The 21,407-nt window shown below is 62.3% G+C and carries 19 protein-coding genes; 10 read left to right on the top strand and 9 right to left on the bottom strand.

Annotation, left to right across the window (positions count from 1 at the left end; all coding sequences use genetic code 11):
* The first annotated feature begins 7 nt into the window (after positions 1 to 7).
* Complete coding sequence (locus KRR55_RS07435) at positions 8 to 442, top strand: hypothetical protein (RefSeq protein WP_217388443.1); 435 nt, start codon at positions 8 to 10, stop codon at positions 440 to 442.
* On the opposite strand, the gene KRR55_RS07430 is transcribed toward KRR55_RS07435, so the two are convergent.
* Both KRR55_RS07430 and KRR55_RS07425 read right to left on the bottom strand, forming a co-directional pair.
* Positions 439 to 903, bottom strand: coding sequence for an acyl-CoA thioesterase (locus tag KRR55_RS07430; protein ID WP_217388442.1), 465 nt, complete (start codon positions 901 to 903; stop codon positions 439 to 441). The genes KRR55_RS07435 and KRR55_RS07430 overlap by 4 nt on opposite strands.
* Positions 904 to 1,983 carry an App1 family protein gene (locus tag KRR55_RS07425; protein WP_217388441.1) on the bottom strand — a complete coding sequence of 360 codons (1,080 nt, stop codon included), beginning with the start codon at positions 1,981 to 1,983 and terminating at the stop codon, positions 904 to 906. It abuts the gene before it with no gap.
* A 125-nt stretch (positions 1,984 to 2,108) separates the two neighbouring features.
* Here KRR55_RS07425 and KRR55_RS07420 point away from each other — a divergent pair, with 125 nt between their 5' ends.
* Positions 2,109 to 2,540 carry a pyridoxamine 5'-phosphate oxidase family protein gene (locus KRR55_RS07420; protein WP_217388440.1) on the top strand — a complete coding sequence of 144 codons (432 nt, stop codon included), beginning with the start codon at positions 2,109 to 2,111 and terminating at the stop codon, positions 2,538 to 2,540.
* 51 nt (positions 2,541 to 2,591) lie between these two features.
* Here KRR55_RS07420 and xdhC read toward each other — a convergent pair whose 3' ends face one another.
* The 5 genes from xdhC to KRR55_RS07395 form a co-directional block, all read right to left on the bottom strand.
* Positions 2,592 to 3,398 (bottom strand): xanthine dehydrogenase accessory protein XdhC, encoded by an 807-nt coding sequence (gene xdhC / locus KRR55_RS07415; RefSeq protein ID WP_217388439.1) that lies wholly within the window; start codon positions 3,396 to 3,398, stop codon positions 2,592 to 2,594.
* On the bottom strand, positions 3,395 to 5,752 hold the full coding sequence (gene xdhB / locus KRR55_RS07410; RefSeq protein WP_217388438.1) for a xanthine dehydrogenase molybdopterin binding subunit: 2,358 nt from the start codon (positions 5,750 to 5,752) through the stop codon (positions 3,395 to 3,397). Before xdhB ends, xdhC begins: the two co-directional genes overlap by 4 nt.
* The gene (locus KRR55_RS07405; protein ID WP_217388437.1) at positions 5,749 to 7,257 is read right to left on the bottom strand and encodes a xanthine dehydrogenase small subunit; all 1,509 of its coding nucleotides are present in this window, start codon (positions 7,255 to 7,257) and stop codon (positions 5,749 to 5,751) included. The genes xdhB and KRR55_RS07405 overlap by 4 nt, the downstream gene beginning before the upstream one ends.
* Before the next feature lie 1,443 nt (positions 7,258 to 8,700).
* Positions 8,701 to 9,117, bottom strand: coding sequence for an acyl-CoA thioesterase (locus KRR55_RS07400; protein WP_217388436.1), 417 nt, complete (start codon positions 9,115 to 9,117; stop codon positions 8,701 to 8,703).
* Between the two features lie 106 nt (positions 9,118 to 9,223).
* Positions 9,224 to 9,916 (bottom strand): GntR family transcriptional regulator, encoded by a 693-nt coding sequence (locus KRR55_RS07395; RefSeq protein ID WP_217388435.1) that lies wholly within the window; start codon positions 9,914 to 9,916, stop codon positions 9,224 to 9,226.
* Positions 9,917 to 10,169: 253 nt separating this feature from the next.
* On the opposite strand from KRR55_RS07395, the gene fabG reads away from it, so the two are divergent.
* From fabG to KRR55_RS07355, 8 genes are all read left to right on the top strand, one after another.
* Entirely contained in the window at positions 10,170 to 10,913 is a 744-nt protein-coding gene (gene fabG / locus KRR55_RS07390) for a 3-oxoacyl-ACP reductase FabG (protein WP_217388434.1), read from the top strand.
* The gene (locus tag KRR55_RS07385) at positions 10,897 to 12,639 is read left to right on the top strand and encodes an AMP-binding protein (RefSeq protein WP_217388433.1); all 1,743 of its coding nucleotides are present in this window, start codon (positions 10,897 to 10,899) and stop codon (positions 12,637 to 12,639) included. Before fabG ends, KRR55_RS07385 begins: the two co-directional genes overlap by 17 nt.
* Before the next feature lie 29 nt (positions 12,640 to 12,668).
* The gene (locus KRR55_RS07380) at positions 12,669 to 13,565 is read left to right on the top strand and encodes a hypothetical protein (RefSeq protein ID WP_217388432.1); all 897 of its coding nucleotides are present in this window, start codon (positions 12,669 to 12,671) and stop codon (positions 13,563 to 13,565) included.
* Positions 13,562 to 14,065 carry a MaoC family dehydratase gene (locus KRR55_RS07375; protein ID WP_217388431.1) on the top strand — a complete coding sequence of 168 codons (504 nt, stop codon included), beginning with the start codon at positions 13,562 to 13,564 and terminating at the stop codon, positions 14,063 to 14,065. The genes KRR55_RS07380 and KRR55_RS07375 overlap by 4 nt, the downstream gene beginning before the upstream one ends.
* A complete protein-coding gene (locus KRR55_RS07370; protein ID WP_217388430.1) occupies positions 14,062 to 15,291 on the top strand; it encodes an acetyl-CoA C-acetyltransferase in 1,230 nt (409 codons plus the stop codon). Before KRR55_RS07375 ends, KRR55_RS07370 begins: the two co-directional genes overlap by 4 nt.
* Positions 15,292 to 15,509: 218 nt before the next feature.
* Complete coding sequence (locus KRR55_RS07365) at positions 15,510 to 16,745, top strand: MFS transporter (protein ID WP_254455955.1); 1,236 nt, start codon at positions 15,510 to 15,512, stop codon at positions 16,743 to 16,745.
* Positions 16,746 to 16,872: 127 nt separating this feature from the next.
* Positions 16,873 to 17,592, top strand: coding sequence for an SDR family NAD(P)-dependent oxidoreductase (locus KRR55_RS07360; protein WP_217388428.1), 720 nt, complete (start codon positions 16,873 to 16,875; stop codon positions 17,590 to 17,592).
* Positions 17,585 to 18,517, top strand: a complete 933-nt coding sequence (locus tag KRR55_RS07355; protein ID WP_217388427.1) for a 3-hydroxyacyl-CoA dehydrogenase — start codon at positions 17,585 to 17,587, stop codon at positions 18,515 to 18,517. Before KRR55_RS07360 ends, KRR55_RS07355 begins: the two co-directional genes overlap by 8 nt.
* 414 nt (positions 18,518 to 18,931) lie before the next feature.
* On the opposite strand, the gene KRR55_RS07350 is transcribed toward KRR55_RS07355, so the two are convergent.
* Both KRR55_RS07350 and KRR55_RS07345 read right to left on the bottom strand, forming a co-directional pair.
* Positions 18,932 to 19,810, bottom strand: a complete 879-nt coding sequence (locus tag KRR55_RS07350) for a 3-hydroxyacyl-CoA dehydrogenase family protein (RefSeq protein ID WP_217388426.1) — start codon at positions 19,808 to 19,810, stop codon at positions 18,932 to 18,934.
* A gap of 135 nt (positions 19,811 to 19,945) precedes the next feature.
* Positions 19,946 to 21,406 (bottom strand): aldehyde dehydrogenase family protein, encoded by a 1,461-nt coding sequence (locus KRR55_RS07345; protein WP_217388425.1) that lies wholly within the window; start codon positions 21,404 to 21,406, stop codon positions 19,946 to 19,948.
* Between the last annotated feature and the right edge of the window lies 1 nt (position 21,407).

Here is a 21,407-nt window from a genome sequence, read left to right as displayed (position 1 = left end):
CCGCCCCTTGCGCAATCAGTCACGTTCCACCGACACCTGTACCTCGTTCCACTCCGGGCACCGCACCAACCCCCGCGCCATCAGGAGCCTCATGTCCCGCCCCACGCTGTGGGCCCCCGCGGACGTCGAGGTCGCGATGTCGATGGCCCACGGACTGACGCTGCACGTCTTTGCCGGCGGGACGCACCACCAGGTGTTCGCCCACGACCTGCCGGAGATTTCCCACCTGCTGCGCGTTGCGCCGCAGCCGGCCCCCGGTCTGTCGCTGGGGCGGGTCAATTTCCACAACAGCGCGATCGCGCTTCCCGCGGACCCGCGGCACAGCGCCGGGTTGCGCTACTTCTCGTTCAGCACCGAACCGCTGTCGGCCTGCAACTTCGAGCGCGACGAGGCACTGGCCCGGGACTTCGAGTCCCTCACGGCCGACCTGCAGCTGTCCTAGCGAAAGATCGGATCGGCGGCGTAGCGCGCCAGCGCTTCCTTGTTGCCCGGGCTCAGGCGCAACAGGCGCTGTTCGTCGACGGAAAAGAATGCCAGGGTCGTGGCGGCGCGCACGCACACCCCGCCGTCCACGGGATCGTGGAACTCGTAGCTGATGTCGAAGCTCGCGCCCTTGATGGTGCTGATCCACAAATCCACGTGGGCCGGGACGTTGCGGTAGTCCAGCGGCTTGAGGTAGCGGACCCGGTGCTCGACGACCAGGATCTGCGTGTTCTCCGGGACCGTCGAGAACAGGTCGACCTGGGGCATGATGCCGGGCTTTCCGGTGCCGCCGGGCACCCCGAACCCGGCAATGCGTGCCTCTTCCATCATGCGAACCAGGTTCACGTTGTTGATGTGGCCGTACGCGTCCATGTCCCCCCAGCGCATGGGGACCTCGACGCGGATCTTCTGTTCGGGCATTCAGTCGATCCTTGCCTGGTCATCGGGGCAGATGATGCCCAGCGCCTCCAGCTTCTGGGCAATGCGCGCCCCGTCCGGCTCGTAGACCCATGGCACCCCGGGTGTGGAGTTCAGGATCCCCTGGCTGCGCCCGCCGGCCAGCACCGCCTCGGAGGGCGTCAGCTGGCGGATGACGATGGCTTCGACATGGTGCGGGTAGCGCCTGGCGAATTCGGCGTAGAGGTACGGATCGTGCTGTCCGTCGTCGCCGATCAGCAGCCACTTCATGTTCGGGAACTCGGCGGCGAGGCGCCGCAACTGGTCGGCCTTGTGCTGCATGCCCGAGCGGAACCAGCTGCGCTCGGTCGCGCCCCAGTCGGTGAGCAGCAGGGGGCCCTGCGGGTAGAGGTTGCGCGAGAGGAAGCGGGTGAGGGTCTGGGCCACGTTCCAGGCCCCGGTGGAGAGGTAGAAGGTGGGGGCGCCGGGCTTGTCGCGCATCAGCCGCTCCATCATCACCGGCATCCCCGGGGTGGCCAGGCGGGCGTGCTCGGAGAGCACGAAGGAGTTCCAGGCCGCCAGCAGCGGGCGCGGCAGCGCGGTGACCACGACCGTGTCGTCCACATCCGAGAGCACCCCGAATTCCTGCGCCCCGTCAACGACCATGATCGGCGCGGTGACGGCGGCCCCGCCCTCGGTATGCAGGCTGATCTCGTTCCACCCCGGTTCCAGCGAGGCGGCCACCCGGACATCGAGCACTCCCCCGCGGTCGGCCTGGACCGCGAAGCGCTCGCCGTTGATGTGCACCTCGACCTCGCCGTGCGGCACGATCGGGGCCATGAAGTTGCGCCAGCCGCGCACCCCGTCGGCGATGACCTTCGCCAGGTGGCGCCCGGCATCGAAGGCACCGGGCTTTGCCAACACCACGCGGGCGAAGATGCGCACCCAGCCGTTCTCCGGATCCGACAAGCCGTAGCCGGTGTAGGGCAGGACCGTGGGAACCATGCCACGTTCGCGGGCGCGCTCCGCGCGAAGCTCGTAAAGGCGATCCTCGAAGCGTGCTGCAATATGCCGGGCACGTTCGGATCCTGTTTCCTTGACCATGATGTCCAGTCTTTCATGAGCCGGGGGCATGCGGTGGATCGAAAGGATGACTCGCCGCCACTGCGTGAAAAAGACCAGGCCCGATAACACTGGCATTATTCTACGTTCCGTAGAAGAATGAGCCCATGATGTTTGACCACGAGACAGATCAACCAGTGCTGGTGCTCACCGAGGATCAGGCCTGGAGCCTCCTCGAGCGCACCGGCCACGGCCGCCTGGCCACGGCAGTGGGCAGCACCGTCGACATATTCCCGCTGAACTTCGGCTTGCTGGATCGGACCATCTATCTGCGCACGGCACCGGGCGAAAAGCTCGCCGCTCTGACGGTGCACGATGCGGTTGCGTTCGAGGCCGACGGCATCCTCTCCGACGAGGCCTGGTCGGTAGTGGTGCACGGAAACGCGCACCAGTTGCAGACCAGCGCAGAGATCGAGGAAGCGCGCAGTTCAGGCGTCTCCCCCTGGACCCCCACGCAGAAGCATGCCTGGGTCAAGATCGAGGCCACCAGCATCTCCGGGCGCCATTTCCTCCTCGGGGAACAACCCGAGGCGGATTAGGGGACATTGCCGCATACGGCCCCCACATCCACTGGGCCGAACGGCTGGTGATCAGACCTTGACGGCGCTGACCTTGTTCATGCGTTTGAGAAGGACGGCTGCTACGCTGACCGCAATCGTGGCAGGGTCCTTGCCCACCACCTCCGGGTCTCCGATGGGGCAGTCTATCCTTCCAATCACGGCTGCCTCATGTCCGCTTTCCGCAAGATTCTTGCGGAATCGCTGCCATTTGGCGTTGGACCCGATCAGGCCGATCGAGCCAAGACTCGGATGCCGCAACGCAGCATCACAGAGGTGGAAATCCTCCGCGTGGTCATGGGTCATGATCAGCACATGGGTTCCACTGGGCAACCGACTGAGCACTTCTTCACCAATGACGGCCAGTTTCGGATGAATGCGCGCCACCGCCGGTTCAAGAGCTTGCAGGCCCCGCAGGTTTTCCTCGCGGGAATCGCTCAAATACAGTTCAATGTCCTGCCGCGAAAGGATGCGGGCGAGTTCAAGACCCACATGGCCAACGCCAAAGACCGCCACCGCCGGGGGCACGGCCAGTGGTTCAAGCAAGATCGTCACTTCTCCTCCACAGCATTGTCGACCGTAGGTCGCAGGAGCCTTGTCATTCAGCCGCAAGGTCATGGTTTCGGGCACGTGCAGCGACTCGGTGAGCATTTGCCGTGCCCGTGTCACCGCGATCATCTCCAGGTTGCCGCCACCGATGGTTTCAAAAAGCTCGTCACTGGTGGCAACCATCTTGGTTCCGGCTTCACGCGGTGCATGCCCGCGTACTTGGACCACGGTGATCAACACCGCCGGGGCGCGACGTGCCCGAAGCCGCGTCACCGCATCAATCCAGGTCATGAGGATCGTCCGCTGATCATTTCGCTGTGCTCGCGGGCCGCCTGGACCGCCCAGAACACCGCTTCGGGCGTGGCAGGCGAAGCCAGCTCCACACTGGTTCCGGACGGGGCAAATTCCGCGATGGCTTGGCGCAATGCCTCGCGCACAGAAAGGGACAACATCAGTGGGGGCTCGCCTACCGCCTTGGAACCGTAGACCGCGCCCTCTTCATGGGCCTTGTCCAGTAGCGAGACGTTGAAGACTTCGGGCATTTCCGACAGGCTCGGGATCTTGTAGGTGCTGGCGCTCTGGGTCGCCAGCCGCCCCCTGGCGGGCCGGTCGCTGGTGTCCCAGCGCAGGTCCTCCAGGGTCAACCACCCCGCCCCCTGCACGAATCCGCCTTCGATCTGTCCCAGGTCGATCAGCGGGGAGAGCGAATCCCCCACGTCATGCACCACGTCCACCCGGCGCAGGGTGTATGAACCGTCGAAACGGCTGATCTCCACTTCACTGGCCGCCGCCCCATAGGCGAAGTACTTGAACGGTTCCCCCTTCATGATGTCCAGGTCCCAGTGCAGTCCCTCGGTCCGGTAAAAGCCCGCGGCGGACAGCTGGACCCGCTGGAAGTACGCGGTGTTTACCAGTTCCTGCCACGTGATGGATTCACGTCCGCCGAGGCTGGAGACGGTACCGCGACTGAACCGGATCTCGTGCGCTGGAACACCCAGCTTGACGGCCGCCACCTGGGCGAGTCGTTCACGGATCTGCTCGCACGCATCCTTTACTGCCCCGCCGTTCAGGTCGCTGCCCGAGCTGGCCGCCGTGGCCGAGGTGTTCGGAACCTTGTCGGTACGAGTCGGTGCGATCCGCACGGTATCGAGGGTGACTCCGAGGGTGGTGGCTGCCACCTGCAGTATCTTGGTGTGCAGCCCCTGCCCCATTTCGGTGCCACCGTGGTTCACCAGCACCGAACCGTCCTTGTAGACCAGCACCAGGGCGCCGGCCTGGTTGAAGGCGGTGAGGTTGAAGGAGATCCCGAATTTCACCGGGGTCAGGGCCAAGGCCCGCTTTGCATGCTCATGGCTCTCGTTGAAGTGGCCAATCTCTGCTTCGCGACGTTCGATCTGCGCACCCTCCAGCAGCTGCTGCCAGGCGGCCTCCATCCGTTCGGGATGGCGCACCGGCTGGTAGTACGGGGTGTCCTGCCCCTGGACGTAGAAATTCCGGCGCCGCAGTTCCCTGGCGCTTATCCCGAGTTGCGGGGCCACCCGTCCCAGGATGTCCTCCATGACCAGCATGCCCTGTGGTCCCCCGAAGCCGCGGAACGCCGTTTGCGAGGTCTTGTGGCATTTGGCGACCCGGCCGTGAACCCGGATGTTCGGTATCCAGTAGGCATTGTCAATGTGGCACAGCGCCCGGGTCAGCACCGGCTCGGACAAATCCAGGCTCCACCCGCCGTCAGCGGTCAGCGTCGCATCCAGGCCCAGGATCCTGCCTTCCTCGTCAAAACCGGCTTTCCAGCTGGCATGAAAACCGTGGCGTTTGCCGGTCATGGTGATATCCACCGTCCGGTCCAGCCGCACCCGCACCGGCCGCCCGGTGAGCATGGCCCCGAGGGCCGCCACCGCGGCAAACCCATGCGACTGCATTTCCTTGCCGCCGAAGGCGCCGCCCATGCGCAGCACCTGGACGGTGACCCGGTGCGCGGGGATTCCCAGTATGTGGGAGACGATGTCCTGGGCTTCGGTGGGGTGTTGGGTGGATGAATGGATCATCACCTGGCCGATTTCATCCATCATGGCCAGCGAGTTCTGGGTCTCCAGGTAGAAGTGTTCCTGCCCGGCGAACTCGAACTCCCCCTCAAACACCCGCGCGGCGTCCCCGAATGCGGCATGGCTGTCGCCCTTGTCGATCACCGGCTGGATTCCGTGGAAGCTTTGCGCGGCGATCGCGTCCTGCAGGGTGATCAACGAGTCGAGCGGTTCGTAGTCCACCTCAACGGCGGCTGCCCCGGCCTTGGCTGTTTCCAGGTCCTCACCGAGAACCCACACCACGGGCTGGCCGTAGAACATGACCTCGTCCACCGGCAGCATCGGTTCATCGTGTTTGGCACCTTGGTCATTGACCCCGGGGATGTCCGCTGCCGTGATCACCCGGACCACGCCGGGAACCCGGTAGGCCCCGTCGATACCCACATCCAGGATTTTTGCGTGCGCCTGCGTCGACTGCACCGGGTAGGCATGCAGCACCCCGACCAACCGCCGATCCAGGTCATCGGTGTACAAGGCGCTTCCGGTGGCATGGTCCACGGCGGATTCATGCGGATGCCACTCCCCGACGATTGGCCGCTCGGGACGTTGGGACAGCTGGCTCATTTGCCTTCTCCCGTCAACCGGCCGGTCTCTTGCAGTTGTGCGGCGAAGAACCGTTCCAGCGAGGAGGCAAGCATGGCCTTCCGGTATTCGGCGCTGGCCCGGTGGTCATCCATCGGGGTACCTTCCTCGCCCATCACCCGTGCCGCGGCGCGGATCGTTTCCAGCTCCCAGGCCCGGCCTTCGAGCACCATTTCGGTGGCGGTCGCGCGCAACGGGGTGGCCGCCACGCCGCCCAGGCCGATCCGCGCCTTGGTGATGATGCCGCCCTCGACGGCGAGCGCATAGCCGATGGCCACGCTGGAGATGTCGTCAAAGCGGCGCTTGGAGATTTTTTGGAAGGACGTCAGTTTGGACAGCGGCAGCGGGATGCGGATGGCGCTGATCAGCTCGCCGGGCCGGCGGACCGTTTGCCGGTAGCCGGTGAAGTAGTCGGCCAATGGCACCATCCGCTGGTCCGCCACCGAGCTGAGCACCAGCTCGGCTTCCAGGGCCAACAAGGCCGGAGGAGTGTCGCCGATGGGTGAACCGGTGCCCAGGTTCCCGCCGATGGTCGCGCTGTTGCGGATGAGCCGGGAAGCGAATTGGCCAAAGAGCTTGTCCAGCAGGGGGATCCGCCCTTGCAGTCCACGCTCCAGTTCACTGAGCGTGCAGGCCGCCCCGATCTCAAGATGCGTGTCCGTGACATCCAGTTGCCGCAGTTCGCTCAGCCGGTCGATGGCCAGCAGGGAACGGGCCCGTGCCCCCTTGATGTTGACCTCCACGCCCCAGTCGGTTCCACCGGCGAGCGGCAGCACCTCGGGTTCCTCGGACAGGATCCGCAGGGCCTCCTGCAGGGTTCCGGGCCTCCGGTAACGGCCGAGCTGGCCTGCAGGGGTATCGGCGCGAGACAGGTCTGTGTTCACCACGGCCGGCGCTGGCCGGTAGCGGCGGGCAGCGAGCGCATCGTCCGCCGCCGGCGTGCCGAGTGCGAAGGCGGCATCACGAATGGGCCGGTACCCGGTGCACCGGCACAGGTTGCCTGAAAGCGCATGCAGGTCGAACCCATTTGGCCCACAGTGGTGGTCGGCTGCGTCTTCTTCGTCCGGCGGGGTGCCTGCGGGGGCAGCTCGTTCCGGACGGTAGTATTCGGCGGCCATGCTGCAGACGAATCCCGGGGTGCAGTACCCGCATTGGGATCCACCGTGCTCGACCATCTGTTGCTGGACCGGATGCAGGTCGGTGCGGTCCCCCAACCCCTCGGCCGTAATCACTTCCTGCCCGTCGAGGGCCACGGCGGGCAGAAGACAGGCGTTTAGTGCGGTCCAGCGTGTGGCATCTCCGTCTGCTCGGGCCACCAGGATGGAACAGGCCCCGCATTCGCCCTCGGCGCAGCCTTCCTTGCAGGAGGTAAGTCCTTCACCGCGAAGGAAGTCCAGGGCGTTGGTATGCGTTGGTCCGGTAAATTCCCGCACCGTTCCGTTAACGGTGATCAAGCACTGGGATTCTGTGGTTGGTTTGGCGGTCATGCCGCTTCCTCCTGCTTCCCGCCGAGCGGAAAGCCCTGTGTACGAACGATCGATAATGGGCACCCAACAAAGCGGCCTGCGTATCAGCGTCAGGAGCCGGAGTCCGGGTCAGCTGGCTCGCTGTGCGCAGGCCAGCTTAGGCTCCGTGGGCAATCTGCCCTTTCGGCCAAGCGATCGTTCCACCCATGAGGTCCTCCGACATTTTCCGATCATCCATGTGGTTGGTTCACAAAACAGTCAAAAAGTTCGCGGGAGTTTGCTGCGCTCGGCTGCAGCCTCCGTGTTGCAGGCCGGCCGTCTTGTTGTTCACAGCTGTGACTCCCTGTCGTTTCCATTGAATGGACCGGCAAACCCGCTGTGTCCGGAACCGCCAGCCGCCCGGTCAGAAACACTCCCGGTGGTTAACGACCATCTGTAGGTGTCTCCCATGGACATGTTCCGACCATAGCAGTGACTGTGATCCGTGTCATGCTTCATGTGGTAGTTGGATCCCACCATGCGGATGCGGTGGTTCCGCACCTGCCGAACGGCCGCTCTGCCCCTCCTGATGGGGGTGGTTCAACGCCAGAAACCATGACGCCGCACGCTCAAATGCACCGGCGCCAACGCGATGCCATCGATCAGGTCCGCGGCCAATATGATCGAGCCGGCGATTGACTTCGCGACCGCCGGGGCCGATCTACTTCCTCATCGTGCAGATTCCGGGCTTGGCTCGCCCGGTTTCGTAGGCCAGCAAGCCCCACATCACACGGAAAGCCGAACACCCTGAACGGATTCAAGGTACTGAAAACGCAAGTAGTGCAATCCAGGGAAGCGCCAGCGCTCCGCCGGCAAGGCGAACAAGCGGGCTCACCAGCATGTCCGCGAATGCGGAGATCAGAAACGTCAAGTCAATGAATCGTAACCATGGCCGAATTCCGTCAGCCCCGCCCCGGCTCCTTCGATGTCGAGGGGCGAGCTGGCGAGCCTTTCGCTTCAACGGACGCCCGCGACTGGCGAACCCGCATCGCAGGCAACGGAAACTCGCGCGAGCGGCTCCTCCCTTGGGGCAGGACCCGCATCTACGGGCTTTCCGGCGCAGGTGAACACTGACTGCCAGCATTCCGCCCATCAAGGCCCCCGAAGGCTGGCCTACTTCGTCGACCACACCCCAGAAAACATCCTCTGGAAAACGTCACGCTGATTGAGCTGCCCGGTTCGCCGGGATGCCTCACGCGATCACGCTCGACTGTCGGTGCGACCGAAGGCCTCTGGACTTTTGCGGAGATCCCATGAGGCAGTTGGGTAATTCAGCTTTGATCTTTGGCTAGCCTCCGGCCGTGCGTTCCAGATCTGGGAGCCTAGTCAGCGGTTCGATACGTTGCCCGCATTCCGGCCCAAAGATTCACCGAGGGAACTCGAACTTGAAACGGCTGGCGTTTAGATGCCCCGCAGAACGGGCTGTCAGCCAGCCGGAACAAGCCGTGATTGAAGGTACGCGGCTTCGCCTGCGGAGATCGGTCGTGGCTTCTGCGTTTCCGGGTCCAGCGCGACTAGGACGGTGCGGGCGCGGAATACCTCGAGACCATTTTGCATGCCGCGGTAACGCAACGTGAATGACGTCTCACCGATTTTTTCGGTTGAGATTGATACGCTCAGATCGGTCTTTGAGGTTACCGAATTTGTGTAGTCCACATTGAGGGAAACAACCACTTTGGGGCCCGCGAACAACACGAGCCCTTGGGCTTCGGCGTCCCTGTTCAACCACTGGATGCGAGATTCCTCGATCAGCGTGACGATGGTGGCATTGTTGACGTGCCCGTTAATGTCCTGGTCCGACCATCGAACAGGAACGCGGACCTCATACTCTGTCGCATGCATAGTGGGACCCAATTTCTGGTTACGGTTGCCGCGGGCGAATCCAACGAGGCATCTTCATATACTTTATATGATTCTGCGGGCGGGGGGCCAGGGGGAGCCGGAATCGCTATTCCTGTGGTTCCAATTCGAAGATTCCCCGGCGCTCGAGATTCTCAATGACTTCCCGCATGGCAAGCTTCTCGTGCTCATACATGGCCTCATAGGCAGCCTTGGGATCTTGGCCTTTGATCGCTTCGAGGATGTTGCCATGTTGCTCGATAAGCATGTTCGTCAGGCCAGTAATGTTGGCATAAAAGCGCGTTGGGACGTACTTAAGGATGCTCAGGAGAATCCACGCCAATTTGGCCGAGTCCGCCGCCCTGTTGATTATTCGGTGAAATTCGTCGTTCGCCCGTTCGACATTTTCGAAATCCTCAAGCTCGGCGGCTCGGATCATTCGATTGTGAACGATCTCTAGCTGTTCAAGATCGTGGGGCGTCGCAGCTGAAGCCGCACGCTCGGTCAGGCGTCCGGACACTTCCGCAAGCAGCGTGTAGAGATCCTCCAGGTCTCCGCGCTTCAACGCAGACACAATGAAGCCACGTCGCTCCGCATGTCGAACAAACCCCTCGACACTAAGGCCCATGAGCGCCTCACGGACCGGAGTAACACTTACGCCGAGCTGCTGGGCAACCTCATCAAGGCGCAAAAACTCGCCAGGATGTCTCACGCCTCCGAGAATGTCGGCGCGAATGCGCTCCGCAATGTGGTTACTGAGCTGCTTAGGCTGAAGAATCCCCGACGGCATGGACTGGCTCACGACAATTTCCTATAAGACATATCTAATATCCTAGCGCGGCCACCACGCTTACCAAGGAACGAGTCCCGCAAGCTTGGGCAACCTGGATTGCCAGAAAAGGGCCGACCGCACCTTCCCTAGCAAGGTGTTGCCAAATTTCGAATATCATATATTGTATAAACAACGAGTGATGGTGTGGCTTCAGTCACCACCGACTGAGTTCTAGATCTCAGTCGCGTCCATCTCTAGTCAAAGCCACAAATCAGGAGAATCCATGAAAATGCTCGATGGAAAAGTTGCGGTTGTTACGGGTGCCAGCCAAGGTATTGGCCGCGAAATCAGTCAGGTATTTGCCGAGCAGGGAGCCAAGGTTGTCGTCTCGGACGTCAATATAGAAGGCGCACAGAAAGCCGCTCAAGAACTCAACGATGCAGGCTTCCAGGCCAAGGCGATCGGCTGTGACGTCACCAACGAGGAAGACGTTCGAGCACTTGTAAACTGTGCAGTTACCGAATTCGGCTCACTGGACGTCATGGTTAACAACGCAGGTATCACCCGCGATGCCACCATGCGCAAGATGAGCATGGAACAGTTCAACCAAGTCATTCAGGTCCACCTGCTTGGATGCTGGCTTGGCACCAAGGCAGCCTCCGACATCATGCGAGAGCAGGGTCACGGTTCCATCGTGAATATGTCCTCGATGTCCGGAAAGGTCGGAAACATCGGCCAGACCAACTACGCCGCAGCCAAGGCAGGTATCGTCGGTCTTACCAAGTCCGCAGCAAAGGAAGTTGGGTTCAAGGGCGTACGCGTCAATGCGATCCAGCCGGGCCTGATTAAGACGGCGATGACCGCAGCAATGCCCGCAGACATCTTTGCCGCCCGCGAGAAGGAAATCCCGTTGGGCCGTGCCGGCGATCCACGCGACATCGCCAACGCCGCCCTTTTCCTCGGCTCTGATTTGAGCAGCTACATCACCGGAATCGTTGTGGAGGTTGCCGGTGGGCGCCACATCTAACGACCAGCAGTGGATCCTCCGGGTCGAGGCACAACTTAGGGAAATCCGTCAGCTCCAGGAAGCGATCTGGCCGACTCACATCCCTCGGGATTTCCCGCAGGAGCTCGAGGGCCAAACATTCATCGAGATATTCCGGCGCAACGCACGCGACTACTCGGATCGCACGGCCATCCAGTTCTACGGCACCAACATCACCTACGCCCAACTCGACCAGTGGAGCGACAGCTTTGCCGGATGGTTGCAACGCCATAAGGTTCGTCCCGGTGACCGGGTCGGACTATTCCTGCCCAATTGCCCGCAATTCATAGTTCTCATGCTGGGAACGCTCAAGGCCGGAGCCGTTCACGTTCCGATCAACCCGATGTTCAAGCGCAGCGAACTAGAGTACGAGGCCAACGACGCGGCCATTAGTATCCTTGTTGCTCCCAATTACCTCATGAACGTTGTAAGTGCAGCGGATATGACCACCGTACGGCACATCGCACCGATCAATATTCAGGACCTCGTCCCGAATGAACCAACCATTCGACTGCCCAAGTTCCTTGAGCCTGACACCACCAGCGAGTCAACCGAGAACGTTTGGGAAGGTCTCATTTCCGGACAGACGCTTACCCCGGTGGAGATGGATCCCGACGGGCTTGCGGCACTGAACTATACCGGTGGGACCACCGGCGAGCCCAAGGGTTGCATGCACACGCAACGCAACATGGTGGTAGCGGGACACAACTGCGCCATCGCATGGGGATTGATTGGCCCCGAGGCTGTGGAACATGAGGCGGTCATCGCATTCACCCCGATCTTCTGGATCTCCGGTGAGAACAATGGCATCCTCGCACCCCTCTTTGCCGGAGCAACGATTGTCCTGTTGGCGCGCTGGGATGTTACCGCCGGTCTGCAGGCCATCGAGAAGTACCGGGTGACCGCCATGAGCGGGGTCGTGGAAAGTTTCCTCGAACTCTTGGAAAACTCCGAAGACAGCGCCCGGCAGCTCGGCTCGCTGCGTCACCTGCGCGCCATGTCCTTCTCCCGCCGGCTGTCCATGGACATTCGTCGCCAGTGGGAAGGCGCCACCGGAGGCAACAGCGTGCTGCGGGAATCCAGTTTCGGAATGACCGAGTCACATACTTCCAATACGTTTACCACGGGACTCGAAGTCGACGACTTTGATCTTCTCAGTGAGCCGGTCTTCGTGGGCCTGCCCATGCCCGGCACGGATTTCATCATCGTCGATCCGGCAACCGGAGAGCCGATACCGCTCGGGGAAGCCGGCGAAATCGTCCTGCGCTCCCCCTCGAATTTCAAGGGTTACTGGCAAGTCGCCGGGAAAAACGCCGCCGTGCTCAGGGACGGCTGGGTATTCACCGGAGACACCGGCAAGCTCTCCGCCGATGGTGCACTGCACTACCTGGGACGCCAGAAGGAAATGCTCAAGGTCAACGGCATGAGCGTCTTTCCCAGCGAGGTAGAGGTCTTGATGTCACGAAACCCAGACATCGAAGCGGTCGCCGTCGTGGGACATCTCGATGGGAAGACCGGGCAGAGTGTTCACGCGTTCGTGAAGCTGCATTCCGGATCAAAAGCCACTGCGGAACAGATTCAGGATTGGGCCCGGGAATCCATGGCTACCTACAAGGTGCCAAGGGTCCACCTCCTGGCTGAACTTCCGATGACCGCAACCGGCAAGATTCGCAAGAATGACCTGCCCTCCCCCCATCACCTGATCTAACCAACCACCATTACCGGAGGTAACCCCCAATGTCTTCCAAAGTTCAGTTGTCATGGGACAGCATGGTCACCGGAGAAACGCTCGGAGTGTTCCGCTCAACCTTTGACGCCGAGCACACACGGGAGTTCGCGCACATCGTCGACCCGCAGCAGCAGGTATACACCGACGGGACGGCGCCCAGCCTGGCCTACGACACGCTGCATGCGGTCAAGGACTTTATCGAACTCCCACAGGGAACCGTGCATTCCAAGGAATCCGTGGAATTCCATGCTCCCGCATTGGTAGATCAGCCGGCAACCGTGCTGGTCCTGGTGGCCGACAAGAGCGTCCGCCGCGGAAGGAAGAACTTCACCCTGGAGTGCCGCGTCTTCACCGGCTCCCACCACGTCATCTCCGCCTTCAAGAGCTTCGTGGTTCCAGGGAAAACCGAGGAGCCCGACTCCTCGACCAGCCGTTCATTCGATTTCGGGTTGTTCACTGCAGGGACAAACCCCGGCCAGGCCGGCCCGAAGAGGCAGGTGGAAACCGTCGAGTTTGTCGTGGTGCAGTCGCTGCTTGACGAATTTGGGCGCGTGACCGCTACCGACGGGCCAATCCACACCGACTCGCGGATTGCCACCGAACAATTCGGGGGCACGATCCTGCAGGGCATGTATCTCTTCGAACTTGCCTCCCAAACCATGACGCGATTCTCCTCGCCAAGCCAATGGCTAAGCTCCGGCAAGCTTGCCGCGAAGATCGTGGGCAGCAGCATCACCGGGGAAACGGTCACCATCATCCCCACCGCGCATCGGGTGACCAACGGCGATACGGTTCACGTTCACTGCTCATTCGAGGCGCGAACCAGCTCCGGAAGCACCGTCTTCGTTGCCGAAGCAGTAGGCCCGCTCACTGCAAAGAAATACCTAAAGGAACTCGCATCATGAACCCCATTAACACCCAGCAACAGGCATCGGTGGCCATCCCCGAGCTGCGCAACTTAGTAGGCGTCGAACTCGGTCCGTCGTCCGACGAGGTCATTACCCAGGACAGGATCAACCGCTTCGCCGAAGCGACCGGCGACTGGCAGTGGATCCACACGGACCCTGAAAAGGCCGCCGCAACTCCCGCCGGCTCCACCATTGCCCATGGGTTCCTGGTGCTCTCCTTGATCGCCGGCGTGAACCAGCAGCTGCTGAGCATTCCGGATGCAAAGAGCCGCCTGAACTACGGATTGGACCGAGTACGATTCCCGGCTTCCGTTCCGGTGGACTCGGTGTTGCGCGGTTTTACGACTTTGAAGTCAGTTGAATCGGTACGAGCCGGGATCCAGCTGAAGTTCGAAGTGCGTCTCGAAGCAGACGGCATCGCCAAGCCGGTGTGTATCGCCGAATTCATCAGCCTGATTCCCGGTGTGCAGCTGGAAACGACGGAACAACCAGCATGAGTGCGATCAAGGACAACGACGCAGTAATCGTCTCCATTGCCCGCTCCCCTATCGGGCGAGCCCACAAGGGCTCGCTGGCAAGCTTGCGCGGCGACGAGATGGCGGCGCAGATGGTTCGAGCTGCCCTTGACCAGGTTCCGGAACTAGATACGCATCTGATCAACGATTTGATGATGGGATGCGGCCAGCCCGGCGGAGAGACCGGATTCAACGTGGGGCGCATCGTCGCCGAGATCCTTGGGCTGGATTGGATTCCTGCCACGACAGTGCAACGCTACTGCGCCTCATCGTTGCAAACCAGCCGCATGGCCTTCCACGCCATCAAGGCGGGAGAGGGCGATGCCTTCATCTCCGCCGGTGTTGAAGGGGTGTCCCGGTTCGGCAAAGGAACCTCGGATGCATGGCCGGACACCAAGAACCCGCGGTTCAGCCAGGCTGCAGAACGAACGGCCCGGTTGGCAACCGGTGATGGCATCTGGCAAGATCCTCACGAACTGGGATTCGTACCCGACGCATATATCTCCATGGGACAAACGGCCGAAAATGTCGCACAGCATCTTCGCATCAGCCGAGAAGAGCAGGACCAGTGGGCGGTACTGAGCCAGAATCGTGCCGAAGCAGCAATCAAGGCAGGCTTCTTCGAACGTGAGATCACCCCGCTGACGCTGCCCGATGGCACGATTGTCTCCAAGGATGACGGCCCCCGGTTTGGCACGACACTCGATTCGGTCAGCGGGCTGAAGCCGGTCTTCCGTGAGAACGGGACGGTGACCGCTGCCAATGCCTGCCCGTTGAATGACGGTGCGGCCGCGGCGATCATCCTCAGCGGCGCCAAGGCGAAGTCGCTGGGACTCAAGCCCGTGGCCCGCATTGTTTCCACGGGAGTATCGGCCCTGTCGGCGGAGATCATGGGTTTGGGCCCCATCGAGGCCTCCAAGCAGGCACTTGCCCACGCCGGGTTAAGTATGCGCGACATCGACCTCGTTGAAATCAATGAGGCCTTCGCGGTGCAGGTCATCGGCAGCGCCCGCGCCCTGGACATCGAGGAAGACAAGCTCAATGTCCATGGAGGTGCGATCGCGTTGGGTCATCCCTTCGGCATGACCGGTGCACGGATCACAGCCACGCTCATCAATGGCCTGCAATCCACGGACCAGCAGTTCGGATTGGAAACCATGTGCACGGCCGGCGGCCAGGGCATGGCCATGGTCCTGGAACGACTCTGAGATTCACCAAGGACCCAAAATACCAACTCACCCTTAACACCCGTCGCCTGTCCCAACCAAACGACGGCAACCATATTCACGAACGGGAGTAGAAAATGTCAAACGTAACGAACGGATCCCCTCCGGAGCAATCGCAAGTCACCACGAAGACGCCGAGAACCCTGCCCGGGAAGAATCCCGAGTCGCGAGCTACCGCATGGGGCCTAACCATGGTGCTCATGGCCCTTTACACCATCAACTACAGCGACAAATTGTTGCTGGGGCTGGTTGCCCAGCCGCTGAAGGAAGAACTGGGTCTGACCTCAAGCCAGATCGGCCTTACCGCCAGCGTTTTCTTCTTCGCATTCACCATTGGAGGATTCTTCGCTGGCTCGATCAACAAGTTGTTCAGCCTGAAGTGGGCCCTCATCGGATTGGCATTGATCTGGGCGGCCATGATGTTGCCCATGGTGGTTGTCGGCAGCTTCACGGTCCTCCTGGTCACGCGAGCAATCTTGGGCTTTGCCGAAGGGCCTTCCGGGGCACTGGTATTGTCGGCAACCTACACTTGGCACCCGGTGGAGAAGCGAGGACTGCCAAGTGCCTTCATCTCGGCAGCAAATTCGACCGCCAAGATCGCCATGGCTCCGTTGCTTGCCCTGATCATTGCCCGCTTCGGTTGGCATTATTCGTTCCTGGCGCTGGCCGGTCTGGGCGTTCTGTGGTGTGTCCTCTGGTACTTCGTGTGGAAGCCGGGCCCCTACGCGGCTATCAAGAACACCGCGATTAAGCTTGAGGGCAAGGCAAAAAAGCCGGCAGTCAAGTGGAGCAGGATCTTCTTGAGCCGGACCTTTCTTGGCGCTCTGGCTGCGGCCGTGCCGATGTACGGCCTGATCACCGTCGTCTTGACCTGGCTCCCATCCTATTTCGAGGTCGGCTTGGGCTTCACCCGTTTGCAGGCAGGAGCGATGTTTGGCTTTCCGAGCATCGCCGCCCTGATCGCAATGTTTGTCAGCACCGCGATCACGGACAAGTTGATGGTGCGCGGGGTGAGCTCCAAGATCGTCCGGGGTATCGTCCCGGGCGTCGGCTTGCTGCTCTGCGGTGCAACAATGGTCGTCCTGCCGATGATCCATGTTCCGATGACCGTGGTTTTGGTGGTGTCGGCCGCTTACGGCGTTGGTTGCATCGTCACACCAATCACCAACGCCGCAATTTCACAGATCTGCCCTCCCGACCAGGTGGCCGGTGCGCTTGGGGTGTTCCTGGCGCTTCAAGCAGTCGCCGGCATCGTGGCTCCCCCGATCACCGGTGCGATTGTGGATGGTGCAGCCACCGCAGCCGCAGGCTATGCGCAGTCCTTCCAAGTCTTTGGGCTCGTGTCGATCGTTGGCGCGATCATCGCAATGATCTTCATGAACCCCAGCCGAGATGCGCAGCGCCTCATGGCCGAAGCGCCGTCGGTTCGGGCCTAATTGCTCTTGGCCGGTCAGTTCGTCATCGCCAGCGCCACCGGGCACTTGCGATGCATGCAGCGGGCCGGCCAAGAGCGTTCTGGAAATAATCGTCCGATAGGGATAAATTTCGGACAGTGAGGAATTGATGTCAAGAGAAAAAGCTGCACCACGGCGCGTGTTAATCACCGGTGGTGCCAATGGGATTGGGGCAGCAATTGCCCAGCGGTGCGTGGAAGACGGCTATCAGCCAATTATTCTGGATCGTGAGGGCACCGGGGCCATTCCTTGTGACCTATCGGACGCGCAATCCACGAGAAGCGCACTCGAGGTGGCGTTGCAGGACGGTCCGATCACGCGCCTGGTGAATAATGTTGGTGCGGTGTTCCCGAATCTCTTGGAAGACCAGACCCTGGACGAGTTTGACGCTGCCGTCGCGCTGAATCTGCGTAGTGCCTTCCTGTGCGCACAGGCATTGCTCCCGGGAATGCGGGAAGCGGGATTCGGCCGCATTGTTGCCATGTCGTCACGCGCGGCACTTGGCAAAGAGCGGCGCACGGCTTACGCGGCTACCAAGGCAGGTTTGCAAGGAATGACTCGAACCTGGGCATTGGAAGAAGGTGCCCATGGAATCACTGCCAATGCGGTTGGTCCGGGACCGATTGCCACTGATCTCTTTAGCAAAGCCAACCCCGCTGATTCCCCGGAAACCCAGGCCATCGTCGGCTCTGTTCCCGTGCGCCGGATGGGAACCCCCCGGGATGTTGCACATGCGGTGAGTTACCTACTCGATGATCGTTCGGGATTTGTCACTGGCCAGACGCTCTACGTTTGTGGCGGAATGACCATAGGAGCACACCATGGCTAGGAAGTTTCCAGCGCTGAAGACCGCGATCATCGGTGGCGGTTCCATCGGCGTCGGGTTCGCGGTGGTATTCACGCGCGCCGGATACTCGACGACCATTACCGATCCCGATCCGACCCGCCGCTCGGCCATTCCCGGGGAACTGACAGCCCGGCTCCGAACCCTGGAATCTTACGGGTTGCTCGAGGAGCCGGTTGAAGCGATTTCGGAACGGTTGCGCGTGATCGCAGACATCTCCGATGCCGTAAGCGGTGCCGACCTGGTGCAGGAATGTGTTCCCGAGCGTGAGGACATCAAGCGTCCATTGTTTGCCCAGCTGGCCGAACTTACCGATGATCGGTGCATAGTGGCGTCCTCATCATCGTTCATGACCACGACGACTTCGGCGGGTAGCACTGGAGTGGAGTCCCGGGCACTGGTTGCGCACCCGGGCAACCCGCCATTTGCCATTCCGGTCATTGAGTTGGTGCCCAGCCCACAGACCCGTGCCGAGGTTGTGCAGCGAGCACACGCTATTTACGCCGGCGCCGGGATGTCGCCGGTGCTGGTGAACAAGGAATGTGAGGGGTTCATCTTTAATCGGCTGCAGGGCGCGATCCTGCGAGAGGCCTATGCGCTGGTCAGAGATGGAGTCGCGAGCGTCGATGATGTGGACACCGTGGTACGCGACGGGCTGGGACGCCGTTGGACCTTCATGGGTCCCTTCGAAACGGTTGACCTAAATACCAGGGGCGGAATTTCGGCACACGCCAAGAACATGGGCCCCACCTATCGCCGGATGGGCCAAGAACGAGGCGATACGTCGGAATGGACCCCGGATTTGGTCGCAGAGGTAACTTCTCAACGTCGCCAGATGCTGCCGCTGGATCGCTGGGAAGACCGTGTCGCGTGGCGCGACGAGCAGCTGCTCAATCGACTTGGACAGTAATCGGCCCATTTGAATCACCTGGAATCAAGGGTTTATTTCATACAGGTCCCGCGTCGTGGCCTTGTCCCGATGGTCGGTCCCGATGGCTCGGTTGACCGCAGGGCCGGGGGAAAATTTCGTCCTCCGGCCCACTCTTTCCCGACACTGCCAGCACTTGGAACGTACCCGCGTCAGCCGTTTCACCCGATTCCAGCCAGGCAGGGCCTGCATCAGTGATCCAGGGTCGCAACCCGACTGCGGGCCGCCACGGGGCAAGTTTAGTATGACCCTTCAAAAAGTCATCCGGCTAGGCGCACAACGCTGTCGCAAGGGTGTCCAGGTCTTTGCCCAGCTGATTTCCCCAAATCGGCGATTTGGCTGGTTCAACTCAATCCCGGACGCCCTCGCCCGTGCTCGTAAGACTTTGGAATCAGTCTAGGCGTAGTGGTAGAACCCGGCGCCGGACTTGCGGCCCAGCTTGCCCTCGGCCACCAGTGCCGCGATCCGCTCGTTGGGGGCGTCCTCGGCCGCGCCGGTCTCCGCGTGGGTGGCCTGGGCGATGAAGTCGATGACGTCCAGCCCGACCATGTCCATCAGCGCAAACGGACCCATCGGGTGGCCCAGCGCCGTGCGGGCGGTGGTGTCGATGTCCTCGATGCTGGCAATGCCCTCATCGGCCAGGAACAGCGCCTCGCGCTGGATCGCGCCCATCAGGCGGTTGGCGATGAAGCCGGGGATCTCGCGGTTGATCAGCACCGGCTCCTTGCCCAGGCGCCGGGCCAGCTCCATGGTGGTGGCCACGGTCGCGTCGCTGGTTTCCCCGTGGCGGACCACCTCGACGCACTTCATGACCAGGGCCGGGTTGAAGAAGTGCATGTTGCAGACCTGTGCCGGCCGACCGGTGGCCGCCGCGACCTTGGAGGAGCCGAGGGTCGAGGAGTTGGTGGCCAGGATGGCGTGGGCCGGGGCCAGCACGCCGAGCTTTTCGAAGATCGCCGTCTTGATCTCCAGGCGCTCGGTGGCGGCCTCGATGACGAAGTCGGCGTTGGCGGCAGCCTCGTCCAGGTCGGTGCTGTAGGCCAGTGCGTCCAGGGCCGCGGTGGCCGCAGCCTTCTCCAGCTTGCCCTTGGCCACCCGCGAGGCCGCCCAGCCCTCGAGTTCGGCGCGCGCCGCGGCGAGGCCGTCGGCGGAGATGTCCTGGATGGTGGTCGCGTACCCGGCCAGGGCCGCGGTCATCGCGATCTGCCGTCCCATGGTGCCCGCGCCAATGACCAGGATGGTGGAAATGTTCTCGATGCCGGTCTCTACGCTCATTCTTGGCTCCGCACTTTCGTCAATTGTTCGCTGGCTCACGTTTCTGCCATGCCCGTTGCCAATCCTAGACATGACTCGGGGCACCCGCCGCATCCGGCCAGGCTGGATGACGGCGGGTGCCCCGAACTTGGTTTCCTACGCTCCGCGCAGGTACACCGTGGTGGTGTGGGTGAAGAATTCCTTCGCCGCACCGCCCTGTTCCTTGGGCCCGTAGCCGCTCTTCTTGGCCCCGCCGAAGGGCACGTGCGGGTCCGCTCCGGCCGATTCCGAATTCACGTGCAGGACGCCCACATCGATTTGTTCCATGGCCGCCAGCGCCTTGGAGAGGTCCCGGGTGAACAGCGCACAGCTCAGTCCATATTCCGAATCGTTGGCCAGCTCGAACGCCTGCTCGGTGGTTGGCGCCCGGCGCACGGCCAGCACGGGACCGAAGAACTCCTCGCGCCAGGCATTGTTCTCCCCGGTCGGCAGCTCCAGGACGGTCGGGGCCACGAAGGCGTCCCCCAGGCCCGCGATATCGCCCTCGAAGGCTAGGCGAGCACCTTGGGCGATCGAGGCGGCGATGCCCGCACGGATCTGCTCCGCGGCCGCACCCGAAACCACCGGCCCCATGTGCACGGAGGAATCCGTCGGGTCCCCGGTTTTCCACTCGCCGAGGCGTTGGCACAGGCGCGCCAGGAACGCATCGGCAATTTTCTCCTGCAGGATCAGCCGCGAGGTGGCGGTGCACTTCTGCCCGGTGGAGCGGAAGGCGCCGAGGAGCACCTGTTCCACGGCGAGCTCAAGATCCGCGTCCTCGAGCACGACCGAGGCATTCTTGCCGCCCATTTCCGCCTGGATCGGCACGCCCCGTCCGGCGGCTGCGGCGGCGAGCTTGCGGCCCACTCCCGTGGAGCCGGTGAAGGTGAGCCCGTCAAGCTCCGGGTGGTTCACGATCTCGTTGCCCAGCGCACCGGATCCGATGACGAGGTTCAACACGCCGGCCGGCAGGCCGGCCTCCACGAGGGCCTGGGTCAGGCGCATGGCCAGCAGCGGCACGGTGGAGGCGGGCTTCCACACCACGGTGTTGCCGAATACCAGTGCCGGGGCGATCTTCCAGGCCGGGATGGCGATGGGGAAGTTGAACGGGGTGATGACTCCAACGACGCCCAGTGGTTTGCGGGTCACCAGGATCTGCTCGCCGCGGCGCGGGGAGGAGAAGACCTCCCCGGCCAGGCGGTCGGACTCGGCGGAGTAATAAGAAAGGATCTGCGCGGCGCGCAGCACCTCTCCGGTGCCCTCCGCTGCGGTCTTTCCTTCCTCGCGGGCCAGCTCGCCGCCCCACGCGTCGGCGTTGGCCGTGATGATCGCCGCGGCACGGGCCAGGTATCCCCCGCGTTCGGCCATCGGGGTTGCGGCCCATTCGGTGGCCGCCGCACGCGCGGCCGCCACGGCGGTGCGCACGTTGTCCACCGTGGCGGTGCCTCCGGCGGCGACCACGTGCCCGGGGTTCGCGGGCGAGGTGGATTCCAGGCCCGCACCGGTGCCGTCTATCCATTGCCCGTCGATGAGCAGGCGCAGCGGAACGGTGTCGGTGTGCGTCATGGTTTCGGTCATG

It is taken from the genome of Paeniglutamicibacter quisquiliarum (genome assembly GCF_019084045.1).
GTDB classification, from domain to species: Bacteria; Actinomycetota; Actinomycetes; order Actinomycetales; family Micrococcaceae; genus Paeniglutamicibacter; species Paeniglutamicibacter quisquiliarum.
Note: the sequence above shows the minus strand (reverse complement) of the source record. Positions and strands in the feature narration are given on the sequence as shown.

Excerpts from the sequence above, each read along its gene's own strand:
- xdhB (WP_217388438.1), bottom strand. The coding sequence starts at position 5,752 with ATGAGCCAGCTGTCCCAACGTCCCGAGCGGCCAATCGTCGGGGAGTGG.
- KRR55_RS07400 (WP_217388436.1), bottom strand. The coding sequence starts at position 9,117 with ATGCATGCGACAGAGTATGAGGTCCGCGTTCCTGTTCGATGGTCGGAC.
- KRR55_RS07430 (WP_217388442.1), bottom strand. The coding sequence starts at position 903 with ATGCCCGAACAGAAGATCCGCGTCGAGGTCCCCATGCGCTGGGGGGAC.
- KRR55_RS07375 (WP_217388431.1), top strand. The coding sequence starts at position 13,562 with ATGAACCCCATTAACACCCAGCAACAGGCATCGGTGGCCATCCCCGAG.
- KRR55_RS07405 (WP_217388437.1), bottom strand. The coding sequence starts at position 7,257 with ATGACCGCCAAACCAACCACAGAATCCCAGTGCTTGATCACCGTTAAC.
- KRR55_RS07425 (WP_217388441.1), bottom strand. The coding sequence starts at position 1,983 with ATGGTCAAGGAAACAGGATCCGAACGTGCCCGGCATATTGCAGCACGC.
- fabG (WP_217388434.1), top strand. The coding sequence starts at position 10,170 with ATGAAAATGCTCGATGGAAAAGTTGCGGTTGTTACGGGTGCCAGCCAA.
- KRR55_RS07380 (WP_217388432.1), top strand. The coding sequence starts at position 12,669 with ATGTCTTCCAAAGTTCAGTTGTCATGGGACAGCATGGTCACCGGAGAA.
- KRR55_RS07365 (WP_254455955.1), top strand. The coding sequence starts at position 15,510 with ATGGCCCTTTACACCATCAACTACAGCGACAAATTGTTGCTGGGGCTG.
- KRR55_RS07355 (WP_217388427.1), top strand. The coding sequence starts at position 17,585 with ATGGCTAGGAAGTTTCCAGCGCTGAAGACCGCGATCATCGGTGGCGGT.
- KRR55_RS07350 (WP_217388426.1), bottom strand. The coding sequence starts at position 19,810 with ATGAGCGTAGAGACCGGCATCGAGAACATTTCCACCATCCTGGTCATT.
- xdhC (WP_217388439.1), bottom strand. The coding sequence starts at position 3,398 with ATGACCTGGATTGATGCGGTGACGCGGCTTCGGGCACGTCGCGCCCCG.
- KRR55_RS07420 (WP_217388440.1), top strand. The coding sequence starts at position 2,109 with ATGATGTTTGACCACGAGACAGATCAACCAGTGCTGGTGCTCACCGAG.
- KRR55_RS07370 (WP_217388430.1), top strand. The coding sequence starts at position 14,062 with ATGAGTGCGATCAAGGACAACGACGCAGTAATCGTCTCCATTGCCCGC.
- KRR55_RS07345 (WP_217388425.1), bottom strand. The coding sequence starts at position 21,406 with ATGACCGAAACCATGACGCACACCGACACCGTTCCGCTGCGCCTGCTC.
- KRR55_RS07360 (WP_217388428.1), top strand. The coding sequence starts at position 16,873 with ATGTCAAGAGAAAAAGCTGCACCACGGCGCGTGTTAATCACCGGTGGT.